Source organism: Pseudomonas sp. HLS-6 TE3448 (assembly GCF_053629555.1).
In genome coordinates, this window is sequence record NZ_JBRJIO010000001.1 from 937,198 (window position 1) to 960,254 (window position 23,057).

The 23,057-nt window shown below is 62.3% G+C and carries 19 protein-coding genes; 5 read left to right on the forward strand and 14 right to left on the reverse strand.

Going from position 1 to position 23,057, the window contains the following annotated elements; genetic code table 11:
* The 4 genes from aceF (at nt 1) to AB7M23_RS04465 (ending at nt 6,043) form a co-directional block, all read left to right on the forward strand.
* On the forward strand, nt 1–1,632 hold the full coding sequence (gene aceF, locus AB7M23_RS04450) for a dihydrolipoyllysine-residue acetyltransferase (RefSeq protein WP_454240280.1): 1,632 nt from the start codon (nt 1–3) through the stop codon (nt 1,630–1,632).
* 324 nt (nt 1,633–1,956) lie between these two features.
* Entirely contained in the window at nt 1,957–4,650 is a 2,694-nt protein-coding gene (locus AB7M23_RS04455; RefSeq protein ID WP_454240281.1) for a putative bifunctional diguanylate cyclase/phosphodiesterase, read from the forward strand.
* 88 nt (nt 4,651–4,738) lie between these two features.
* Entirely contained in the window at nt 4,739–5,401 is a 663-nt protein-coding gene (gene msrA, locus AB7M23_RS04460; protein WP_454240282.1) for a peptide-methionine (S)-S-oxide reductase MsrA, read from the forward strand.
* A 9-nt stretch (nt 5,402–5,410) separates the two neighbouring features.
* Nucleotides 5,411–6,043, forward strand: a complete 633-nt coding sequence (locus AB7M23_RS04465; RefSeq protein WP_454240283.1) for a glutathione S-transferase — start codon at nt 5,411–5,413, stop codon at nt 6,041–6,043.
* Between the two features lie 680 nt (nt 6,044–6,723).
* Here AB7M23_RS04465 and creD read toward each other — a convergent pair.
* The 4 genes from creD to rloA2 all read right to left on the reverse strand — a co-directional run bounded on the left by creD (nt 6,724) and on the right by rloA2 (nt 10,958).
* Complete coding sequence (gene creD / locus AB7M23_RS04470) at nt 6,724–8,064, reverse strand: cell envelope integrity protein CreD (RefSeq protein ID WP_454240284.1); 1,341 nt, start codon at nt 8,062–8,064, stop codon at nt 6,724–6,726.
* A 96-nt stretch (nt 8,065–8,160) separates the two neighbouring features.
* Nucleotides 8,161–9,594 carry a two-component system sensor histidine kinase CreC gene (gene creC / locus AB7M23_RS04475; protein ID WP_454240285.1) on the reverse strand — a complete coding sequence of 478 codons (1,434 nt, stop codon included), beginning with the start codon at nt 9,592–9,594 and terminating at the stop codon, nt 8,161–8,163.
* Nucleotides 9,594–10,274 carry a two-component system response regulator CreB gene (creB, locus tag AB7M23_RS04480; RefSeq protein ID WP_099776048.1) on the reverse strand — a complete coding sequence of 227 codons (681 nt, stop codon included), beginning with the start codon at nt 10,272–10,274 and terminating at the stop codon, nt 9,594–9,596. Before creB ends, creC begins: the two co-directional genes overlap by 1 nt.
* A gap of 180 nt (nt 10,275–10,454) precedes the next feature.
* Nucleotides 10,455–10,958 carry a retropepsin-like aspartic peptidase RloA2 gene (gene rloA2, locus AB7M23_RS04485; protein ID WP_454240286.1) on the reverse strand — a complete coding sequence of 168 codons (504 nt, stop codon included), beginning with the start codon at nt 10,956–10,958 and terminating at the stop codon, nt 10,455–10,457.
* 179 nt (nt 10,959–11,137) lie between these two features.
* Between rloA2 and AB7M23_RS04490 the strand changes: the two genes are divergently transcribed.
* Nucleotides 11,138–12,025: an acyltransferase gene (locus tag AB7M23_RS04490; protein WP_454240287.1), complete on the forward strand. Its 888-nt coding sequence runs from the start codon at nt 11,138–11,140 to the stop codon at nt 12,023–12,025.
* A 1-nt stretch (nt 12,026) separates the two neighbouring features.
* Here the strand turns inward: AB7M23_RS04490 and AB7M23_RS04495 are convergent, their stop codons facing one another.
* The 10 genes from AB7M23_RS04495 to AB7M23_RS04540 form a co-directional block, all read right to left on the reverse strand.
* Nucleotides 12,027–13,184, reverse strand: coding sequence for a glutathionylspermidine synthase family protein (locus tag AB7M23_RS04495; RefSeq protein ID WP_454240288.1), 1,158 nt, complete (start codon nt 13,182–13,184; stop codon nt 12,027–12,029).
* A 9-nt stretch (nt 13,185–13,193) separates the two neighbouring features.
* Complete coding sequence (locus AB7M23_RS04500) at nt 13,194–13,898, reverse strand: DUF1190 domain-containing protein (RefSeq protein WP_454240289.1); 705 nt, start codon at nt 13,896–13,898, stop codon at nt 13,194–13,196.
* Nucleotides 13,899–13,913: 15 nt separating this feature from the next.
* Nucleotides 13,914–14,342 (reverse strand): DUF350 domain-containing protein, encoded by a 429-nt coding sequence (locus tag AB7M23_RS04505; protein ID WP_102052209.1) that lies wholly within the window; start codon nt 14,340–14,342, stop codon nt 13,914–13,916.
* Between the two features lie 74 nt (nt 14,343–14,416).
* Complete coding sequence (locus AB7M23_RS04510) at nt 14,417–14,986, reverse strand: DUF2780 domain-containing protein (protein ID WP_454240290.1); 570 nt, start codon at nt 14,984–14,986, stop codon at nt 14,417–14,419.
* 97 nt (nt 14,987–15,083) lie between these two features.
* Entirely contained in the window at nt 15,084–15,398 is a 315-nt protein-coding gene (locus AB7M23_RS04515) for a DUF3077 domain-containing protein (protein ID WP_065760141.1), read from the reverse strand.
* A 1,412-nt stretch (nt 15,399–16,810) separates the two neighbouring features.
* The gene (fdhA, locus tag AB7M23_RS04520) at nt 16,811–18,010 is read right to left on the reverse strand and encodes a formaldehyde dehydrogenase, glutathione-independent (protein WP_099776060.1); all 1,200 of its coding nucleotides are present in this window, start codon (nt 18,008–18,010) and stop codon (nt 16,811–16,813) included.
* A 97-nt stretch (nt 18,011–18,107) separates the two neighbouring features.
* Nucleotides 18,108–18,965, reverse strand: a complete 858-nt coding sequence (gene purU, locus AB7M23_RS04525; RefSeq protein WP_330524024.1) for a formyltetrahydrofolate deformylase — start codon at nt 18,963–18,965, stop codon at nt 18,108–18,110.
* Nucleotides 18,966–18,984: 19 nt separating this feature from the next.
* The gene (locus AB7M23_RS04530) at nt 18,985–19,617 is read right to left on the reverse strand and encodes a sarcosine oxidase subunit gamma (RefSeq protein ID WP_454240291.1); all 633 of its coding nucleotides are present in this window, start codon (nt 19,615–19,617) and stop codon (nt 18,985–18,987) included.
* 83 nt (nt 19,618–19,700) lie between these two features.
* Nucleotides 19,701–22,718 (reverse strand): sarcosine oxidase subunit alpha, encoded by a 3,018-nt coding sequence (locus AB7M23_RS04535; RefSeq protein WP_454240292.1) that lies wholly within the window; start codon nt 22,716–22,718, stop codon nt 19,701–19,703.
* The gene (locus AB7M23_RS04540) at nt 22,715–23,044 is read right to left on the reverse strand and encodes a sarcosine oxidase subunit delta (RefSeq protein WP_099773991.1); all 330 of its coding nucleotides are present in this window, start codon (nt 23,042–23,044) and stop codon (nt 22,715–22,717) included. Before AB7M23_RS04540 ends, AB7M23_RS04535 begins: the two co-directional genes overlap by 4 nt.
* Nucleotides 23,045–23,057: the final 13 nt, after the last annotated feature.

The following is a 23,057-nucleotide window of genomic DNA, read 5'->3' on the forward strand; positions in this document are numbered from 1 at the left end:
GTGAGCGAACTCATTCGCGTACCTGACATCGGCAGCGGTGAAGGTGAAATCATTGAGCTGTTCGTCAAAGTTGGCGACCGCATTGAAGCCGACCAGAGCCTGCTGACCCTGGAGTCCGACAAGGCCTCCATGGAGATCCCGGCTCCGAAAGCCGGCGTGATCAAGGCCCTGAAGGTCAAGCTGGGTGATCGCCTGAAAGAAGGCGACGAACTGATGGAACTGGAAGTCGAGGGCGCCGCTGCGGCGCCTGAGGCTCCGGCCGCAGCACCTGCAGCCGCCCCGGCACCTGCTGCAGCGCCAGTCGCCGCAGCCGCGCCAGCAGCTGCCCCTGCGGCTGCCACTGTTCAGGACATCCATGTTCCGGACATCGGCTCCTCGGGCAAGGCCAAGATCATCGAAGTACTGGTCAAGGTCGGCGACAGCGTCGTAGCTGACCAGTCGCTGATCACCCTGGAATCGGACAAGGCAAGCATGGAGATTCCATCGCCTGCTGCTGGCGTGGTCGAAGCGATCATCGCCAAGCTGGACGACGAAGTCGGCACTGGCGACCTGATCCTGAAGCTGAAGGTTGCAGGCGCAGCTCCGGCTGCCGCCCCGGCACCGGCCGCAGCACCCGCCAAGGCCGAAGCGGCTCCAGCTGCAGCACCTGCTGCAGCGCCAGCAGCGGCGGCCAAGGTTGAGGTGGCACCTGTCGCCGCTCCGGCTGCCAACAACGGCGCCAAGGTTCACGCCGGCCCTGCCGTGCGTCAACTGGCCCGCGAATTCGGCGTCGAGCTGAACGCTGTTTCGGCCAGCGGCCCGCACGGTCGTGTCCTCAAGGAAGACGTGCAGGCGTACGTCAAGGCCATGATGCAGAAGGCCAAGGAAGCGCCTGCCGCCGGTGCAACCGGTGGTGCGGGCATCCCGCCGATCCCGGAAGTCGACTTCAGCCGTTTCGGCGAAGTAGAGGAAGTGGCGATGACGCGCCTGATGCAGGTTGGTGCCACCAACCTGCACCGCAGCTGGCTGAACGTGCCTCACGTTACCCAGTTCGACTCGGCCGACATCACCGAACTGGAAGCCTTCCGCGTTGCGCAGAAAGCCGTCGCCGAGAAAGCGGGCGTCAAGCTGACCGTGCTGCCACTGCTGCTCAAAGCCTGTGCACACCTGCTCAAGGAACTGCCAGACTTCAACAGCTCGCTGGCACCAAGCGGCAAGGCCATCCTGCGCAAGAAATACGTGAACATCGGCTTCGCCGTGGACACCCCGGATGGTCTGCTGGTTCCGGTCATCAAGAACGTCGACCAGAAGAGCCTGCTGCAACTGGCTGGTGAGGCTGCGGCCCTGGCTGAAAAAGCCCGGACCAAGAAGCTCTCGGCTGATGACATGCAGGGCGCCTGCTTCACCATCTCCAGCCTCGGACACATTGGCGGCACCGGCTTCACGCCGATCGTCAACGCGCCGGAAGTGGCGATCCTCGGTGTCTCCAAGGCCACCATCCAGCCAGTCTGGGATGGCAAAGCCTTCCAGCCGAAGCTGATGCTGCCGCTGTCGCTGTCCTACGATCACCGCGTGATCAACGGCGCCGCAGCAGCACGCTTCACCAAGCGTCTGAGCGACCTGCTGGCCGACATCCGCACCATGCTGCTGTAATCGCTACACCCTGTCTCCCTCTGCCGGGGGAGACAGACCCTTTTTCGAGCTGCCACGCTCGTACCTCAACCCCGCCAATTTGGCGGGGCTTTTTTTGCCTGTTATTTGTGCTTTGCAGCCGTATTGGTCGGGCACTCGTAGAGCTGTCCAGGCCAAAAGCCCCACGCCCCCTCGCTTCAGAAACTGTCGATACGGCCGATAACCTGAAAAGTCGTAACCACGTGTTGCGCTTGTCAGCCAGCACGGCATGATGCAACCTTGCGGCACGCATTTTTCCACGAGTTCCAGGCCACTGCGCATTCGTACTTTTGAAGCGAGCTCTCCATGAAAAGCCAACCCGATGCCGCCAGCCGTATGGTGGCCGAGGTAGTGACGCAATTGCCCGTGCCTTCGCGGCTCGGCATGCTGCGTTTCGAGCGGCTGAATGAAGCCAGTTGGGCCATGCTGTTTCTCGACCCGAGCTGCGAACGCCAGTTCGGTATGCCTGCCATCGACCTCTGCGCCCTGATCGGTTCGCCTTACGCGAGCCTGATGGAGCCTGAGGCGCGCTACAAACTGCACGACGCCATTGAGCTGCAACTGAGCCAGCGCAACCATTACCTGGTGCGCTACACGCTGCACACAAGCGTAGGGCCGCTGCACCTGCTGGAAGTCGGCGAAGCGTACAAACAGCACAATCGGCACCTGTTGCGCGGCTACTTGCTGGTAATCGACGGGCAGCCAGGCGATAGCCCAGAGCTTTCGCCCAGCGAACTGGAAACCCGGAACAACCGCCTGCAGATCGCCCTGCAACTCAACCAGCAAGCGCAACAGGAACAGCTCGAGCATCTGGAGCGGGTGCGCGCCCAGCAGGACCTGATCCTGCGTCTGGCCCGACAGCGTTACAGCGCCGGCAACTCCCTGCAGGAGGCCGCCGAACTGATCACCCGCAGCGCCTGCGAGATCTACAAGGTCGACTGCGCAAGCATCTGGAACCTGGAAGACCAGCGCCTGGAGCCTATCTCGGCCTACTACCGCGATACCCAGGAATACCGCCTGCCCGAAGCGCTCGACGCCAGCCAGTTCCCCAACTACCTGGAAGCCCTGCACACCAGCCGAGCCATCGACGCCCACAATGCCAACCACGATCCGCGCACCCGCGAGCTGGTTGATCACCTGCGCCAGCGCAACATCAGCGCCATGCTCGATGCCAGTATCCGCATCGACGGCCAGGTGGTCGGTGTGCTGTGCCTGGAGCATAGAGGCTCGACACGTACCTGGCAGTCGGACGAACTCGCCTTTGCTGGCGAGCTGGCCGACCAGTTCGCCCAGGTCATCAACAACCACAACCGCCGCACGGCCACCAGTGCCCTGCACTTGTTCCAACGCGCCGTGGAGCAAAGCGCCAACGCCTTCCTGCTGGTCAACCGCGATGGCGTGGTCGAGTACGTAAACCCGAGCTTCACGGCGATCACCCAGTACAGCGCCGAAGAGGTCCATGGCCACCGCCTGTCAGAGCTGCCGGCCCTGGAAAACCTCAACGACCTGCTCTTCGATGCGCCCTCCAGCCTGGCCATGAACAACAGTTGGCAAGGCGAGTTCAAAAGCCGGCGCAAGAACCTCGAGCCGTACTGGGGACAGTTGTCGATCTCCAAGGTCTATGGCGATAACCGCGAACTGACCCACTACATCGGCATCTACGAAGACATCACCCAAACCAAGCTGGCACAACAGCGCATCGAACGCCTGGCCTACACCGACAACCTGACCACCCTGGGCAACCGGCCCTCATTTATCCGAAACCTGGACGAGCGATTTAACTGCGACAGCGACCGCAAGATCAGCCTGTTGCTGGTGGACATCGACAACTTCAAGCGGATCAATGACAGCCTTGGCCATCAGACCGGCGACAAACTGCTGATCAGCCTGGCCCGACGCCTGCGCAACAGCCTGAGCCCCGGTGGCAGCCTGGCGCGGTTTGCCAGTAACGAATTTGCCGTACTGCTCGACGATACCGACATGGAGGGTGGCCAGCAGGTTGCGCAACAGTTGCTCAAGACCCTCGACAAGCCACTGTTTGTCGATAACCAGTTGATCAACGTCACCGCCTCCGTCGGCCTGGCCTGCGCACCGCTGCACGGGCGCGACCCGCAAACCCTGATGAAGAATGCCGGGCTTGCGCTGCACAAGGCCAAAGCCAACGGCAAGCATCAGGTCCAGGTCTTCACCGAAGCGCTCAACGCCGAAGCCAGCTACAAACTGTTTGTCGAGAACAACCTGCGCCGTGCGCTGACCCAGAACGAACTGGAAGTGTTCTACCAACCCAAGCTCTGCCTGCGCAGCGGTCGCCTGCTGGGCATGGAGGCGCTGCTGCGCTGGAACCATCCGGAAAAGGGCATGATTCGCCCAGACCAGTTCATCAGCGTCGCCGAAGAAACCGGCCTGATCATTCCAATCGGCAAGTGGATCGCGCGTCAGGCCTGCCGCATGAGCCAGGAGCTGGCAAGTGAAGGCCTGGGCAACCTGCAGGTGGCCATCAACCTGTCACCCAAGCAGTTCTCCGACCCGGACCTGGTCGCCTCGATTGCCAAAATCCTCAAAGAGGAAGCCCTGCCGCCGCACCTCCTGGAACTGGAGTTGACCGAAGGCCTGTTGCTTGAAGCCACCGAAGACACTCACCGCCAGCTCGACGAGCTCAAGCAGTTGGGCCTGACCCTGGCCATGGACGACTTCGGCACCGGCTACTCGTCACTGAGCTACCTGAAGAAGTTCCCGATCGACATCATCAAGATCGACCGCAGCTTCATCAACGAAATTCCCGACAACCAGGACGACATGGAGATCACCTCAGCCGTGGTCGCCATGGCCCACAACCTCAAGCTCAAGGTGGTTGCCGAAGGCATCGAGACCGCTGAGCAATTGGCATTTCTGCGCAGGCACCGTTGCGATGTCGGCCAGGGTTACCTGTTTGACCGGCCCATCTCCGGCCACGAGCTGCTGGATAAACTCAAGCGCTACCCACGCGGCCCAATCGCCTGACAGCCGTGTAACACTCGGGCACACTACAGGTCTAAGCCTTATCGACGCCGCCTCGCGGCCGTCCCATCTGACATAGAGGAGTGGGTTCATGGTCTTGCGCTCTGAAATCCTGACAAACAAAAGCACGCTACCGACTGAAAAGCAGGCCCTGCCGGGCCGCGAACAACACGTGACCTTACCCGAGTATCACTTCGTCAACGGCAATCCACTGCTGGGGCCGTTCATGGGCAATGTGGAATTCGCCATTTTCGGCCTGGGTTGCTTCTGGGGGGCAGAACGCCGTTTCTGGCAACGCGAAGGCGTAGTCAGCACAGTGGTAGGTTACGCGGGTGGCTTCACACCGAACCCGACCTACGAGGAAGTCTGCTCTGGCCTGACCGGCCACGCTGAAGTGGTGCTGGTTGTCTATGAGCCGGAAAAGGTCAGCTACCAGGAACTGCTAACGATGTTCTGGGAACTGCATGACCCAACACAGGGGATGCGCCAGGGCAATGACATTGGCACGCAGTATCGCTCGGTGATCTATGCCACCATCCCTAGCCAGCTGGAACAAGCCTTGGCCAGCAAGCACGTGTATCAGGCCGAACTGACCAAGGCCGGCCGGGGCACCATCACCACTGAAATCGCCGAAGCCCCGACTGTGTACTTCGCCGAGGCCTACCACCAGCAGTACCTGGCCAAGAACCCGAATGGCTACTGCGGCATCGGCGGTACAGGCATCTGCATGCCGCCCAGCCTGCAAAACAACTGAGGAACTGACATGTCCGCACCGAGCATGACGCTGTTTTACTCGCCGTTCTCGCCGTTCGTCCGCAAGATCATGGTCTTGCTGCACGAAACCGGGCAACTGGACCGGGTCGCGCTGCAGAGCGTCAACATCAGCCCGACCCAGCCCGACGCGACGCTGAACCAAGGCAACCCGGCCGGGAAAATCCCGGCCCTGCGCCTGGCGGACGGCTCGGTGCTGCATGACAGCCGGGTGATCTTCGAGTACCTCGACCTGCAGCATGTCGGCAACCCACTGATCCCGCGTGAGGGCTCCGCACGCTGGCAGCGCCTGACCGTTGCCTCACTGGCTGACGCGATTGCCGAGGCAGCCGTGCTGACCCGCTACGAGACCTTCCTGCGTCCGGAAGAAAAGCGCTGGGATGCCTGGGTCGATGCACAACAGGAGAAGATCCGGCGCGGCCTGGCCCAGCTGGAACAGGCGCACATCGCTGAACTCAACGCGGCATTCGACGTCGCGGCCATTGGTGTCGCCTGTGCCTTGGGTTACCTCGACCTGCGCATGCCACAGTTCGGCTGGCGCAGTGCTCAACCGAAACTGGCGGCCTGGTACGCTGACGTCAGCCAGCGGCCATCACTCCAGGCCACTGAACCACCCAAGGCCTGATCGGCGGCCTGCCTGCGATACCTGTGGGAGCCGGGCTTGCCCGCGATGCAGACACCGCGAACGCACTGACACCCCACCGACGTCATCGCAGGCAAGCCAGCTCCAACAGAGCCCGCGCAACCTGTAGGAGCCGGGCTTGCCCGCGATGCAAACACCGCGAACTCACGGGCACCCCACCGATTCCATCGCAGGCAAGCCAGCTCCAACAGAGCCAGCGCCAACCTGTAGGAGCCGGGCTTGCCCGCGATGCAGGCGCCGCGCACTCACTGGCACCCCACCGACGTCATCGCAGGCAAGCCTGCTCCAACAGATCCCGCGCCAGCCTGTAGGAGCCGGGCTTGCCCGCGATGCAAACGCCGCGAACTCACGGACACCGCGCCGATCCCATCGCAGGCAAGCCAGCTCCAACAGAGCCCGCGCCAGCCTGTAGGAGCCGGGCTTGCCCGCGATGCAGACGCCGCGAGCTCACTGACACCCCACCGACGCCATCGCAGGCAAGCCAGCTCCAACAGAGCCCGCGCCAGCCTGTAGGAGCCGGGCTTGCCCGCGATGCAGACGCCGCGAGCGCACTGACACCCCACCGACGCCATCGCAGGCAAGCCAGCTCCAACAAGGGCTGAACAGCCTGGCGATATTTATCGCCAGCGCCGCCCCAGCACAACGCTCCTCGCGTAAACCGCTCATTGCAGCTTGCCCTCCCCTACCCGGTACCAGTCCAGGCGCCGGGTCAGGATCATGAATACACCCAGCAGGCCGAACAGCAGCAACGATCCCATCAGCAAGGCGTAGTCCTCTGCGCTGAGCAAGCCATAGAGCATGCCGTACAGTACCGCCAGGCCCCCGCTGAAGCTCAGGGCTCGGCCCAGGCTATGCAACACATGACTCAGGTAGAAACCAATCAGCAACACGCAAGCACTGGCCGAAATCGCATAGGCCGGGCCGAAGCCCACGTGCTCGGACAACGACAGCAACAGCAGGTAGAAAAACGCCAGGGCAACACCCACCAGCAAGTACTGGATCGGGTGAACACTGAGGCTTTTCAACACTTCGAAGAGGAAGAAGCCGGCAAAGGTCAGGGCAATGAACAACAACGCATATTTGATCGCCCGCTCACTCTTGAGGTATTGATCCACCGGGTCGATAAAGCTCACGCCAAAGGCGCGTTCCTTGAACTCCAGGCAAGACTCGTTGTTCACGCACTGGCTCAAGGCGTCTTCCATGTTGGTGGAGAAGAACGAGGTCTTCCAATTGGCAGTGAAACTCTGGCTGTCGATCAGGCGACTGCTCGGCAGGTAGTTACCGACAAAACTGGGGTGAGGCCAGTTAGCCGCCATGGTCACATTGCTGCTACGCCCCACCGGCAACACTTGCAGTTTCCCGGTACCTTGCAGGCTGACATCAAAGGCGTAATCCAGAACGGTCTCGTTGCGGCTGTCCAGCGCGGGCAGTGCCACATGCACCCCGGCACCCAACCAGCTCAGGCCCGTGCCCGGCTGGAAATCCATCGACTGGCCGTTCAGGTCCAGCTTCAGGCCTTTCTCGATGCCGCGGATGTCGCTGATCGCCACCGCCAGGAACGGCGCATCGAAGGTGTAGTCCTCAAAGTCATTGCCTAAACCCAGCTTCACCGGTATCTGGAACTGGCCGTTGATGCGGTTTTCGGCGTGGTACAGGCGCGCTTCATAGATGCCGCGTGAACGCAGCTCAGTGTCGATCCTGGCGTTCAGGTCGAAGGTCTCCGGCAGGAAATACAAGTGGCCGTTGACCGTTTTCACGTCCTGATAGAGTGCGCCACCCCCTTCCGGGGTTTTCCACTGCCGCTCGATCTTGCGGTAGGGCACCACCAGCAACGGGCCGCTGAGCGTCTGGCTGAAGCTGGAGCTCTGGGCAATGTCCTGCACCACGCCGTCGCGCAGCGACTGGCGCTCCTGGATCAGCCCACCAATCATCAGCAACGGTACCAGCAACAACACAATCAAAAAGGCGATAGCGCCCAGTTTCAGGCTTAGGTTTCGGTTCATGCTCAAGGCTCCGGTTTCGATGCCACAGAGTGTGTGTCAGCGTTATGGAGCCTTGAGGGAGCGAATATGGAGACTTTGTGTAGATGCGGTGAAGCCTCAGTTGAATCGGTTGGCCGGTAGCCACAGGCGAACCCGCACACCGCCCTCGACATTGCTGACGTCCAGCGAACCGCCGTGCAGTTGCAGCACTTCTTCGACAAAGTTCAGCCCAAGCCCGGTGCTCTTGCGCCCTGTACGCGGGCGCGGCAAGGAATAGAAGCGCTCACTGAGCCGCCCCAGCGCATAGTCGGGAATCGCCTCGCCCTGGTTGAACAGGCTCAGCGCAACACGCTGCCCGTCCCGTTCCAGCTCGAACAGCAGCATCCCGTCTGGAGGGGTGAAGTCCAGCGCGTTATCCAGCAGGTTGGCAATCGCCTGGTGCATCAGGAACGGCTCGCAAAGCAGTTGGAGTTCATGCGGCAAACGCTGCCGCACCTGCAGGCCGGCACTTTCGATACGGGCACTGTGGGCCAGCAACAGGTCGTCGACCATCCGCGCCAGTGGCACCCACTCTTGCGCATCAAGGCTCTGCAACTGCTCCACCTGCGCGAGGTTGAGCAGGCGCTCGATCAGTTGCTGCATCCGCGCGCTTTCGCTTTCTATGTTGCCGGCAAAGCGTTGCCGCTGGGCCTCCGGCATTGGCCCCTGAAGCAACTCGCTGGCACCGCGAATGGCCGCCAGCGGGCTTTTCAGCTCATGGGTCAGGGTATGCACATAGCGCTCGACATAGGCTTTGCCTTCAAGCTGGGTACGCATCCGCTCCACGGCCCCGGCCAACTGTGCCAACTCGCCACCGCGGTAATGTGGCAATTCCGCACGCTCGCCCTCGCTGACTGCCAGGGCATAACGGGTCAGGCGCCGCAATGAGGTCGCCAGCCACCAGGACAACCCGGCCCCCACCAGCAACCCGAGGGCGATAAGACCGACACCGAGGTACAGCAAACGGCGTTCGGAGCGGTCGATATAGGGCTGCAGCGAGCTGTTGGGCTTGGCCACCGTGACGACACCGATGATCGTGCCGTTATCCAGAATCGGCGCACCGACATGCATCACCGAGGACGCCGGATCGTCCGGGTCGCTGCGGGTCGAGCGGGCGCCGTACTGCCCACGCAGGGTCAGGTAGACGTCGTTCCAGCGCGAGTAGTCCTGGCCCACGGCCAGGTCGCTGGAATCAAGCAGAACGATACCCTTGGCATCGGTCACGTAGATACGGTGGTTGACCTCGGTCTTGGGCAGCCCCCAGATCTGCGCTCGCGGCTGCCGCTGGCCATAGGCCTGGAGCACCTGCGGCAACTGGCTCTGGCCCAAGGTACCGGCCTTGACGTCCCCGCGCAGGATCTCGGCCAGCAGGTTGGCGGTGTCCACCAGGGTTTCCTCGGCAGACTGACGCACACCAGGGCGAATTTCCTCGCGCACGGTGTTGATCAGAAAGTAGCCCGTCAGGCCGACAAACAGGAAGTAGACCAGAAAAATCCGTATCCCCAGGCGCATCAGCTATGGCTCGGGCTATAGCTGTAGCCCAGCCCGCGGTGGGTCTGGATCGGCTCTGCCTCGCCGGCCACCTGACGCAGCTTGGCGCGCACGCTCTTGATATGGGTGTCGATACTGCGCTCATACCCGGCATCGGCCGGCACCCCGACCGCATCGAGCAACTGCTCACGGCTGAACACCCGCTCCGGTTGCTCCAGCAGGCACTGCAACAGACGAAACTCGTGCCGGGTCAGGCCCAGCGGCTGACCACGGTAATTGATCTGCATACGCACGGTGTCGAGCACAAAGGGCTCAAGGCTGCCCAACGCCTCGGTACGCGGCGCCATGCGCTTGAGAATCGCCCTAACCCGGGCCGCGACTTCACGTGGGCTGAAGGGCTTGACCACATAATCGTCGGCACCGATCTCCAGGCCCACCACGCGGTCGATCTCACCGTCACGGGCACTGAGGAACATCACCGGCACCTCGCTGAAGCGACGTAACTGGCGGCAGGTTTCAAAGCCACTGATATCCGGCAGGCCGATATCGAGAATCACCAGATCAGCCGGACGCAGACGCTGCTGCTCCAGTGCCGCGTTGCCCAGCGTCACCCACTCAGTGCTGTGGCCTTCACCCTGCAGGGCGTAGATCAGGGTATCGGCAATGGCCGCTTCGTCTTCGACAATCAAGATATGGGGCATGGCATCCAGGCCTGGCGGTAATCGGTCGCCACTTGTAAGAGATTCAGGTGTGGCTGACAAGGCCCAGAAACTCTATAGCTCCACAAAGGCCAGCGTTGCCGGCGATAGGGTTGCGGTGGTGTCAGCCATTAACCCGGCGCTCCTATCGTCGGCAAGGCCGACCTTTACAAGGCTAGACCATCAGCATGCAGGCTTGCCCGCCGTGAAGCGTCGCGCCGGGTTCACGGCCGCGCCAAGCTCGCGCAGGGCCTTGGCGCCGATCAGCAGTGGGTAGTTGAAGCTGCTGCGGTCGGCCAGGTTCACCTCTACAGTGCGCTTGGTATCGCCAAGGCACACCTCGAGGTCGATCACCGGACGCTTGGTCACATCGGTGCCTTCGCCACCGTCGTCTTCTTCTTCCGCCCGGTTCTTGATCTTGCTGATACGCGCCAGCTTGTGCTCGTAGACCTTACCGTCTGAATCCTTGGTGGCCAGGCGGAAACGCACCCAATCTTCACCGTCGCGCTGGAAACGCTCGATGTCCTTGGCCGACAACGACGCCGTCAATGCCCCGGTATCCATCTTGGCCTTGAGGGTTTCGCCGATCTCCGGCAAGGCGATGTATTCATAACGGCCATATAGGGTCGGCTCGGCGGCCATCACCGGCAGGGCCAACAGGGAAAGCAATGCGAGTAAGGGTTTCACCGGGTTGGCTTCCTTGAGAAAAGACAGTGATTAGACTACAGAGGCGGCATAGGTTCGGTGTAACAGGGTATTAAAGACAATGTGAAACATTTGTCTGCCAGGGGCGGGCCGCCGTATTTGGCGTAAACCCCGTCGCTGCTTATCATTACCGACCGCTTACCCAAGAATAAGAGGTCTTTATGCGCCGCCTGCTGACCGGCAGTCTCGTGACCTTGCTGCTATTGCTCAACACCCTGGTACTGATTGGCCCACTCACCGTATTTGCCCTGCTCAAGCTGGTGCTCCCCGGCCACTACCGCGACTACGCCTCCACGGCGGTGAAGTGGATTGCCGAAACCTGGGCCGAGATCGACAAACTGATCTTCGCGCTGTGCATCCCTACCCAATGGGACGTGCGAGGTGCCGCCGAGCTGCGCCTGGACACCTCGTACCTGGCCGTCAGCAACCATCAGACCTGGGTCGATATTCCGGCGTTGATCCAGGCCTTGAACCGGCGCATTCCGTTCTTCAAGTTCTTCCTCAAGAAGGAGCTGATCTGGGTGCCACTGCTGGGCCTGGCCTGGTGGGCGCTGGACTACCCGTTCATGAAGCGCTACAGCAAGGCGTTTCTGGCCAAGCACCCGCACCTCAAGGGGCATGACCTGGAAATCACCAAGGCCGCCTGCGAGCTGTTCAAACGCCAGCCGGTCACCGTGGTCAACTACCTGGAAGGCACCCGTTTCAGCGAGGCCAAGCGCCTCGAACAGCACTCCCCCTACCGCCACTTGCTCAAGCCCAAGGCCGGTGGTGTTGCGTTCGTGCTGGCTGCACTGGGCGAGCAACTCGATGCCCTGCTCGACGTCACGCTGGTCTACCCCGGTAACAAAGCGCCAGGCTTCTGGGACCTGCTTAGCGGTTCAGTGCCCAAGGTGATCATTGATATCCAGGTGCGCGAACTCGACCCGGCCCTGTGGGCTGGCGACTACGAGAGCGACCCGGCGTTCCGCCAGACCGTGCAGGACTGGGTCAACCAGCTCTGGCACGACAAGGACGCCCGCATCGAGGCCCTGCGCGCCGAGCTGCGCTGATTCAACCGATAATCGCATGGGGCAGGAAGCGGCTACTGTCCTTGGTGATCAGCGAGTTGTCCTCGCGAATGCCGATACCGGCCGGTAGATCACCGACCATCCAGCTGCCGATTACCGTGTAGTTGTCGCCAAAGCGTGGCAACGCCTGGAACTGCTGGATGATGCTTGGCCCACCGCCGTAAGGGCCGTCTTCGACGATACGCTGCCCCTGGCCGGTATGAATCTCAACGTTCGCCCCCTCACGGGAAAAAAACGGTTTGCGCACCCAGCCCTTTTCCAGGGGCTGGGCGGGTGTCGGCTCGATAAACGCCGGCAACAGGTTCGGATGCCCCTCGTGACGCTCCCAGAGCAACGCCAACATGCCCTTGTTGGAGAGGATCGCTTTCCAGGGCGGCTCAACGAACAAGGTGCCGCTGCCAGCAATCGCCGGGCCGAACGGGTCATTGAAGATCTCTTCCCAAGGGTAGAGCTTGAACAGGCTTGGAATCGGCGCACCGACCGGATCGACAAACTGCCCGCCCCGGCTCAGGCCGATGTCTTCCATGTCGACCAGGCGCGCATCGAGCCCGGTACCCGCGGCGATGTCGCGCAGGTATTCCACCGTGCCACGGTCTTCCACCGAACCCTTAACCGAAGCGAAATAGAACGGTGTAGCAAAGCGGTTGGCCGTCATGACCTGGGTCAGCTTCTCTTCCAGGCTGTTGAATTGGTCGGCATCGCCCGGCAACACACCACGGCGCATCTGCTCTTCCAACCAGAGGTACTGGAAGAAACTCGCTTCGTACAATGAGGTGGGCGTGTCGTAGTTGGCCTCCAGCAATTTGGCCGGGCCAGAACCGTCATAGCAGAGGTCCATGCGCCCGTAGAAATGCGGGTGCCCGTCGCGCCAGGAACGGCGAATCAGCTCATGGTAAGCCGTCGGGATCGCCAGGCGGTCGAGCAAGGCGTCGCTCTCCACCACCTCGGCCACCAGCGCCATGCACAGCTCATGCAGCACGCGGGTCGGTTCTTCCAGGTCATCCTCGATCTGCCGCAGGCTGAACTGGTAATAGGCGCTTTCATCCCAATACGGTTCGCCATCGAAGGTATGGAAGTTGAAACCGAAATGCTCGGCGGTGGCTTTCCAGTCCGGGCGCGGGGCAACCGCTATACGTTTCATCTGCGCACCTCAGGAGCTAAAGCCACCACGCGCCGAGGCACGCGATACAAAGCCATTGTGACTGCCGATGGCGAATGGCCGGGGCGATTGCGCCAATGCTGTCGGGTGCAGCGCGCTGCCAGCCGGCACCGTCGCGGGGTGAGTACCGTCCAGCGCATGCGGCAAGGAACTGAAGGGCGTCGACGTCGGGTGGTTCGGATCAAGCCCGGCGTACTGGTTGCCTGCGGCAACCTGTTCGGTCAACGAAGTAACCTTGAACGCATTGCGGCCATCACGCTCGTGGTAGATCGCCTCAGTGGAATAATGCGGCTCGGTGTCGGTGTAGTCGTAGAACCGGCTGCCGCCCGTCGACGTCGACCCAGCGTCTGAGGTGTCGTCATTACCATCGGCATACACCTGCCGGTCGACGGTCAAGGCGAACCCTTCCATCCGTGGCACGAAATTGCCGGCAAAGTTGCGCGTATCGCATTCCTGGAAAACCTCCTCGCAGGCCTCAAGGCTCACGAAGCGCGGCGCATTGGCGTAATGGTGCTGTTGCGCGCCCAACCAGGCCTGCAGACAGACCTGACGGTTGATCCCGGTCATGGCGCAATGGTCGACGTCCTGAAAGCGCTTCACCTCGCTGACCACGCGGGTCGGTCGTTCACCACAGGCAGACAGCACCAGCGGCAGACTGCCCAGTGCAATCAGCCGTACTCGTTTACTGCGTTTCATCGCGGTGCTCCCTGATCAGGCGGCGGGTGTCATGCAGGCAGCATTGAGCAACCCGATACTGATCGAGACCGCAGCCAACAGGATGGCCGAGGCCATCTCCTGACGAGCGATGCGCTCGGCCATGCCTTTGACACAGCGGTTCACCACCACGAATGCCAACAGTTGCACCACCGCCGCGATCACCGCCCAGAGCAGGAAGTCCAGCAGCGAAATGGAATGAGAGACAGCACTGGCCACCGGAATGGCAAAGCCCACCAGCGCACCGGCCAGGGCAACAGCGGCAGGCGTGTTGCCTTCGCGAATCAGGCGCAGTTCGTTATAGGGCGTAAGACGGGTATAGATCAGCGCATAGAGCGCGAACAGCGCAGCGGCGCCACCCATGTAGACGACGAAACCGAGCACGGCCTCAGCCGGCAAGGACATCTTCAAAGCATCCATGAACATTGCAGTTACCTATCCTTGTAAAACGGCTCGGGAGGCTACCACAGCCCCCCTCACGCGCAAACCGCGCCAGCCGGTCAGGCTGAAGGCAGTGCTGCCTGGCTACCCCAGATGCTGCCCAGGTTCTGCAACAACGAATTGGCCACGCCTTGCTGGCCAAGGAACTGCAGCAACAGCGGGGCAAATTGGCCGATCAGGCCGGTGTCCATGCCCAACAGGCTGAAGGCGTTGTTCAGGTCGTTGGTGTCTTTCACATTGCCCAAGGCATTGCTCAGTGCCGATTGCTGACCGTCGCTCTTGCCCATCAGCGCGATCAAGCCATTCAAGCCACCCAGCGCGTTGTCACCGGTGAGCAGGTTAAGCCCCGGGACCGCTTGGGTCAGCTGCGAGAACTCGTCACCACTCAGCTGGTTCTTCGCCAGGCCAAGCAACGCGCCCGTGCCGCCCACGGCTTGTTCGGGGGTGATGTTCAACTGGCTGCCCAGGGTGTTGAGCAGGTTCGCCGACGCTGGCGCGGCAATGACGGCAGGGCCCTCGCTGTCTGTGCCTTGCATGGCCGAGACGGCATTGGCGGCATCGCTGAGGTTAAAGGCAAAGACCGGGCTGGCGGCCAGGGTCATCAGGGTTACCAGGGCAAAGCGCTTCATCAAATGACCTCTTGAGCCTTAACGGCGGGAAACGGTCATTTGACTGGCCTGCCTCAGGATTGTTCCGTGCTGATTGACCGCCAGCGGTCGGGTGTTTTCAGCCTGAGCGTTCGCTTAGGGCGCGCGCCTCGATCCCGTCGAGCAAGGCGTCGACCAGGCCCTTGGCCATTTCTACCGAATGCATCGTGGACCAGAGAAAGCCCTTGGCCGACTCGTCGGCGGTGTCGCTGGCCTGATGGGCCGTGTCGTAGGCGCCGCGCAAGAACAGAGAGACATGCACCAGCGCATCATGGGGTTCGATACCGGGGCGCACGAGAAACATCGGATCGTGGCCGGCACCACAGAGGCCGAAGAGCGTGCTGGCGGTTGGGGCAAGGGTTTCGTGGGGTGGATCTGGAACGATTTTCTTCATGGAAAGCTCCTGATGCAGGTGTGGCTGCAACCTTCCGTTTCCACACGAAGAGGTGGCAGCTGTACGCGGGGTGGAAAACCGGATGCATCAGGTAACCCCGGCAGACCCGAAGGTCTCCCGCGCACAGCCGCCATAAAGCGACACCTGATACTTGCCCGGGTTTCCACGCCCGTTCGCCGAATTGTCAGCGACTCGGGCAGCGTAGGTGGGCAACATTTCCAAGACAAGCCAATGGGTGCCGACAGCGTTCGTAGGATATTTCCTAGAACAGGTTATCTGCCAGCAATTTCATGTCATCAGGCGCTATCACAGGCAAGCCTGCCCGCTCTTTGTTGGAGCTGGCTTGCCTGCGATGACGTCGGTGGGGTGTCAATGCGTTCGCGGTGTCTGCATCGCGGGCAAGCCCGGCTCCTACAGGCTGGCGCGGGCTCTGTTGGAGCTGGCTTGCCTGCGATGGCCTCGGCGCGGTGCCAGTGCGTTCGCGGCGTTTGCATCGCGGGCAAGCCCGGCTCCTACAAGCTGGCGCGGGCTCTGTTGGAGCTGGCTTGCCTGCGATGGCCTCGGCGCGGTGTCAGTGCGTTAGCGGCGTCTGCATCGCGGGCAAGCCCGGCTCCTACAGGCTGGCGCGGGCTCTGTTGGAGCTGGCTTGCCTGCGATGACGTCGGTGGGGTGCCAGTGCGTTCGCGGCGTTTGCATCGCGGGCAAGCCCGGCTCCTACAGGCTGGCGCGGGCTCTGTTGGAGCTGGCTTGCCTGCGATGGCCTCGGCGCGGTGTCAGTGCGTTAGCGGCGTTTGCATCGCGGGCAAGCCCGGCTCCTACAGGCTGGCGCGGGCTCTGTTGGAGCTGGCTTGCCTGCGATGGCCTCGGTGGGGTGTCAGTGCGTTCGCGGTGTCTGCATCGCGGGCAAGCCCGGCTCCTACAGGCTGGCGCGAGTTCTGTTGGAGCTGGCTTGCCTGCGATGGCCTCGGCGCGGTGTCAGTGCGTTAGCGGCGTCTGCATCGCGGGCAAGCCCGGCTCCTACAGGCTGGCGCGGGCTCTGTTGGAGCTGGCTTGCCTGCGATGACGTCGGTGGGGTGTCAATGCGTTCGCGGTGTCTGCATCGCGGGCAAGCCCGGCTCCTACAGGCTGGCGCGGGCTCTGTTGGAGCTGGCTTGCCTGCGATGGCCTCGGTGGGGGGCCCGTGAGTTCGCGGCGTCTGCATCGCGGGCAAGCCCGGCTCCTACAGGCTGGCGCGGGCTCTGTTGGAGCTGGCTTGCCTGCGATGACGTCGGTGGGGTGATCGCGAATTCGCGGCGTTTGCATCGCGGGCAAGCCCGGCTCCTACAGTTGGAGCTGGCTTGCCTGCGATGGCGTCGGTGGGGTGTCAGCTGAAGACAACCCCTGCTAAAAAGCGGGGGTGGCAGGGGGAATGATCAGGCGGCGCTGAACAGTTTGTGCGGGTCGATCACGAATTTCTTCGGCACGCCGGCATCGAACTCGCCATAACCTTCTGGCGCCTGATCCAGGCTGATGACTTGTACGCCCACCACTTCAGCGATGTTGATGCGGTCCCACATGATGGCCTGCATCAAGGCGCGGTTGTACTTCATCACCGGGGTCTGGCCGGTGTGGAAGCTATGGGACTTGGCCCAACCAAGGCCGAAGCGAATGCTCAGGCTGCCGATCTTCGCTGCGGCATCCACGGCGCCCGGGTCTTCGGTGACGTAGAGGCCAGGGATACCGATCTTGCCGGCTACCCGCACCACACCCATCAATGAGTTCAGCACCGTGGCCGGCGCTTCGTGCTGGGCTCCGGCGTGGCCATGGCCACGGGCCTCGAAGCCCACCGCATCCACCGCACAGTCAACTTCTGGCTCACCCAGCAGGTTGGCGATCTGTTCGTGCAGCGGGGTGTCCTGGGACAGGTCGGCGATCTCGAAACCCTGAGCCTTGGCATGTGCCAGACGTACCGGGTTCACGTCACCGACAATCACCACGGCCGCACCCAACAGGCGCGCCGAGGCTGCAGCTGCCAGGCCGACCGGGCCGGCACCGGCGATGTACACCGAACTGCCCGGCCCAACGCCTGCGGTGACCGCACCGTGGTAACCGGTTGGCAGGATGTCCGAAAGGCAGGTCAGGTCACGGATCTTCTCCATGGCCTTGTCACGGTTCGGTAGTTTCAGCAGGTTGAAGTCGGCATAAGGCACCAGCACGTATTCGGCCTGGCCGCCGGTCCAGTCGCCCATGTCCACGTAACCGTACGCACCGCCCGCCCGTGCCGGGTTGACCGTCAGGCAGACGCCGGTGTGCTGTTCCTTGCAGGAGCGGCAGCGACCGCAAGCAACGTTGAACGGCACCGAGACCAGGTCTCCGATTTGCAGGTTTTCGACATCACGGCCCTTCTCGATCACCTCGCCGGTGATTTCATGACCCAGTACCAGGCCGACCTGGGCGGTGGTACGGCCACGCACCATGTGCTGGTCGGAGCCGCAGATATTGGTCGACACTACCCGCAGGATGACACCGTGCTCGATCTTGCGGCCTCGCGGGTCCTGCATTTTCGGATAGGGGATTGTTTGTACCTCGACTTTACCGGCGCCGAGATACACCACACCACGATTACCAGACATGCTTTCACCTCGCTGATTGTTTTTATGTAGCGGTGCAAAGTGCGCTACCCGGAGGCAGCGCTGAGTTACTGGATTTTTTTTATGGCAAGCGTGCTCGTCAGAGCACTACCGTGCGGTTGGCGTTCAAAAACACCCGCCGCTCAATGTGGTAACCCACCGCCCGGGCCAGGGTCAGGCATTCGATGTCGCGGCCTTTGGCGATGAGGTCTTCGGGATAATGGCTGTGATCGACCGCTTCGACGCCCTGGGCAATGATCGGGCCTTCGTCGAGGTCGTTGTTGATGTAATGCGCCGTGGCGCCCACCAGTTTCACCCCCTTGTTGTAGGCCTGGTGATACGGCTTGGCGCCTTTGAAACCGGGCAGCAGGGAGTGGTGGATATTGATCGCCCAGCCGTCGAGCTTGCGACACAACTCTGGCGACAGCACCTGCATGTAGCGGGCAAGGATCACCAGCTCTGCACCGGACGCCTCGATCACATCCAATACCTTGCGCTCTTGCGCCGGTTTGTCATGGGGATCGAGGGCAAAGTGGTAGTACGGAATACGGTGCCACTGGGCCAGCGGCTCCAGGTCCGGGTGGTTGGAAATCACCGCCACCACGTCCATGGACAGCTGGCCTATACGCTGGCGATAGAGCAAGTCGTTCAGGCAATGGTCGGCCTTGGAGACCATGATCACGACCTTGGGCCGGTGGTTCGGCGCCGTCAGCTCGAAGACCATGCCAAAGGCCTCACCGCGCTCGGTCAGGCCTGCGCGGAAAGCCGCTTCGTCAAAGTCATCAGGCTGGCGGAACTCCACGCGAATGAAAAACCGCCCGGACAACCGGTCATCGAACGAGTGGTGTTCGGTGACGTAGCAGCGCTGCTCGTAGAGGTAACGCGTCACCGCATCCACAGTGCCGAGCATGCTCGGGCAGTCGGCGGTGAGAATCCAGGTATCCGGGGCTCGGCTCATGCTAACGCTCCTGTCGGGTTCAGGCCTGGATGCTCAAGCCATATTCTGCGGCGGCGTCCTGCAACCACAGCCACCAGTAATCGGAGAAACTGCGACGAATCAGCAGTTCCCAGGTGTCTTCGCTGCTGCGACGGATGACCAGTTGCGACTTGGCGAACACCGTACTGACCGCTTTGCCGACCGGGAAATTGTTCGGGTGCACGTCGTAGCTGGTGGACTTCATCAGCACTTCGCGCACGTTCGGGCCGCTCAGTTCCAGCAGGGTCTGGCCACCGCTGACGTTGACCACCTGAATGTGCTGGTCCTTGAGGGCGTCGCGCAGTTTCTGCTCGACGGCGAACTCCTGGCCACCGGGGACGATCAACAGCCACTCATCCGGGCCGAGCCACTGCAGCGACATGTCGCCGTTGGCGACCACGGTCAGGGCCACGGGCAGCTCAAGGCCGATGGCCTTGAACACACCACCGGCAAAGGCCGGGTCGTGGCCGTTGCCACGAATAGTCAGGTGGCCCAGCAGCTTCTTCTCGCGCAGGGTGACACCGGCGTTCTTGCGCCCCTTGCCAACCAGGCTCGGCAAGTCGGCGTGGGCCAGCGGCGATTGCGCCTTGGCGGCGTTGCCTGGGTGTTGCTGGTAAACGTTGATTGCGCTCATTTCAAACCTGCCTGAAATATCAAATGCTGTAGGGCGATCCGTGTGGGGCCGGCCGCGCCGGCGCCACACGTGCGCGTCAATCCTTAAACGTTCTGCCGTTCGCCTTGCGGGTCGAAGAACACCGCTGAACAGATCTCCGCTTCGATCACGCTGCCATCGGCCTGCGGCGAGAACACGCGCTCGCCCATGCGCTTGAGGCCACCCTTGACCACACCCATCGCGAACGAATAGCCCAGCGAGTTGGCGGCGTAGCTGGAGGTCACGTGACCGACCATGTCCATCGGGATCGGTTGCTTCGGATCGAACACCAGTTGCGCCCCCTCAGGCAGCCACTGGGTCGGATTGACCGGCTTGAGGCCGACCAGTTGTTTACGGTTTTCCCGTACGCAATCTTCACGGTTCATGCCACGACGGCCGATCCAGGAGAACGGCTTGGTCCGCCCGACGCACCAACCCATGTTCAGGTCGTCCGGGGTCATCGAGCCGTCAGTGTCCTGGCCGACAATGATGAAGCCCTTCTCGGCCCGCAGTACGTGCATGGTTTCGGTGCCGTACGGGGTCAGGTTGTAGGGCTTGCCCGCTTCGACGATCTGCTCCAGCACGCCCATGGCGTAGTTGGCCTGGATGTTGATTTCGTACGACAGCTCACCGGTAAAGGAGATCCGGAAGACCCGCGCCGGCACCCCGCCCACCTTGCCTTCCTTCCAGCTCATGAACGGGAAGGCGTCTTTGTCCAGGTCGATATCGGTGACCTGTGACAGCAGTTTGCGGCTGTTCGGCCCGGACAGGGTCAGGGTCGCCCAGTGGTCGGTGACCGAGGTGAAGTACACCTTCAGGTCTGGCCATTCGGTTTGCTGATAGATCTCCAGCCACTGCAGTACGCGTGCCGCGCCGCCGGTGGTGGTGGTCATGACAAAGTGGTTCTCACCCAGGCACGCCGTGACACCGTCGTCGAAGACCATGCCGTCTTCTTTGCACATCAGGCCGTAACGGGCCTTGCCCACGTCCAGCTTGGTCCAGGCGTTGGTGTAGATGCGGTTGAGGAACTCACGGGCATCCGGGCCCTGGATATCGATCTTGCCCAGGGTCGAGGCGTCGAGCAGGCCGACGCTGTCACGCACCGCCTTGCACTCACGGGCAACGGCGGCATGGATATCTTCGCCTTTGCGCGGGAAGTACCACGGCCGTTTCCACTGGCCGACGTCTTCAAACTCGGCACCGTTTTTCACGTGCCAGGCATGCAGCGCGGTGAAGCGCACCGGCTCGAACAGGTGACCGCAATGCCGGCCCGCCACTGCACCGAAGGTGATCGGCGTGTAGTTCGGGCGGAACATGGTGGTGCCCATTTGCGCCACACCAATGCCCAGCGAACGGGCGGCGATGGCCAGGCCGTTGATGTTGCCGAGCTTGCCCTGGTCGGTACCAAAGCCCAGCGCGGTATAGCGTTTAACGTGCTCGACCGACTCAAAACCTTCGCGGGTGGCCAACTCGATAGCCGCGGCCGTCACGTCGTTCTGTTGGTCGACGAACTGCTTCGGTGCGCGTGCCGTGGGTTTGTCATGCGGCACCTGGAACAACGCCACAGTGGCTTCTTCATGGCGCGCCAGCACCTTGGGCAGTACGCCGGTGACCGCCTTGAAACCGGCTTCGGTTGCAGCCCGTACACCGCCTTCAAAACCATCGGCCAGGGTATCGCCGAGGCTGTAGACACCGTTCACGCCGCCGACGCAGACGCGTCTCTGCGGGGCATCGCCCGGCACGAAGCCGAGGATGTCTTCACGCCAGACCGGCTTGCCACCCAGGTGCGAAGCCAGGTGAACCACCGGGCTGTAGCCGCCCGAACTGGCCACCAGATCGCACTCCAGCCACTCGCCTGGGCTGGTCACTGCGTGGGCTTTCAGGTCGATGGCTGCCACGCGGGCGGCTGTCACATGCTTGCTGCCACGCGCTTCGATCACCGCGCTGGAGGTCAGAATGCGAATGCCTTTGGCGCGGGCTTCTTCGACCAGCGAACCACGCGGGTTATGCCGCGCATCGGCAATGGCGACGACCTTGAGGCCGGCGTCGAACCAATCCAGCGCAACGCGGTAAGCGTGGTCGTTGTTGGTCGAAAGCACCAGTTTCTTGCCCGGTGCTACGCCGTAACGGCGTACGTAAGTCGATACGGCGCCAGCCAGCATGTTGCCTGGCACGTCGTTGTTGCCATACACCAGCGGACGCTCGTGGGCGCCAGTGGCCAGCACCACCTGCCGTGCACGCACGCGGTGGATACGCTGACGCACCTGCCCCAGTGGTGCGCGATCGCCCAGGTGGTCGGTCAGGCGCTCGTGGATGGTCAGGAAGTTGTGGTCGTGGTAGCCGTTCACGGTGGCCCGTGGCAGCAAGGTCACTTCGCGCATGTCCTTGAGTTCGGCCACGGCAGCCGCCACCCACTCCGCGGCAGGCTTGCCGTCGAGGCTTTCACGGGTGTCGAGCAGGCTGCCGCCAAACTCTTCCTGCTCATCGGCAAGGATCACCCGGGCGCCGCTGCGGCCAGCCGCCAAGGCAGCGGCCAGGCCAGCCGGGCCGCCGCCAACCACCAGCACGTCACAGTGCTGGTTCATGTAATCGTAGGTGTCCGGGTCGTTTTCCAGCGGCGAACGGCCCAGGCCAGCCGCTTTGCGGATGTACTTCTCGTAGGTCATCCAGAACGACTGCGGGTACATGAAGGTCTTGTAGTAGAAGCCCGGTGGCATCAGCTTGCCGCCGACCTTGCCCAGGATCCCCATCACGTCGTTGTTCACGCTCGGCCAGCCATTGGTGCTGGTGGCCACCAGGCCGGCATACAGTGCCTGCTGGGTAGCGCGCACGTTCGGCACCTGGGTGGCTTCGGTGGCACCGATCTGCAGGATCGCGTTCGGCTCTTCGGCACCGGCGGCGATGATCCCGCGAGGGCGCGAGTACTTGAAGCTGCGCCCGACGATGTCCACGCCGTTGGCCAGCAACGCGGCCGCCAGGGTGTCACCGGCATAGCCCTGATAGCTCTGGCCGTTGAAGGTGAAGTTCAAGACTTTGCTGCGGTCGATACGACCGCCGTTGGACAGGCGATTGACCTGGCTCATACCTTTTCTCCCTGACCACTGACTGCCAACTGCGGGCTGGTGTTTTTGCCGGTCACTTGTGGCTTGGCGCCAATTGGATAGGTTTCCAGAATTTCGTAGGTCACCGTGTCACGGGTGGCATTGAAGTACTGGCGGCAACCGGCGGCGTGAATCCACAGTTCGTGGTGCAGGCCGCGTGGGTTGTCGCGGAAGAACATGTAGGTGCCCCATTCCTCATCGGTGCAGGCATCCGGGTCGAGCGGGCGCGGGATGTGCGCCTGGCCAGCGGCGTGGAATTCCTCTTCGGAGCGCAGCTCGCCACAGTGGGGACAGAAGATGTGCAACATGGTCAGGTTCTCC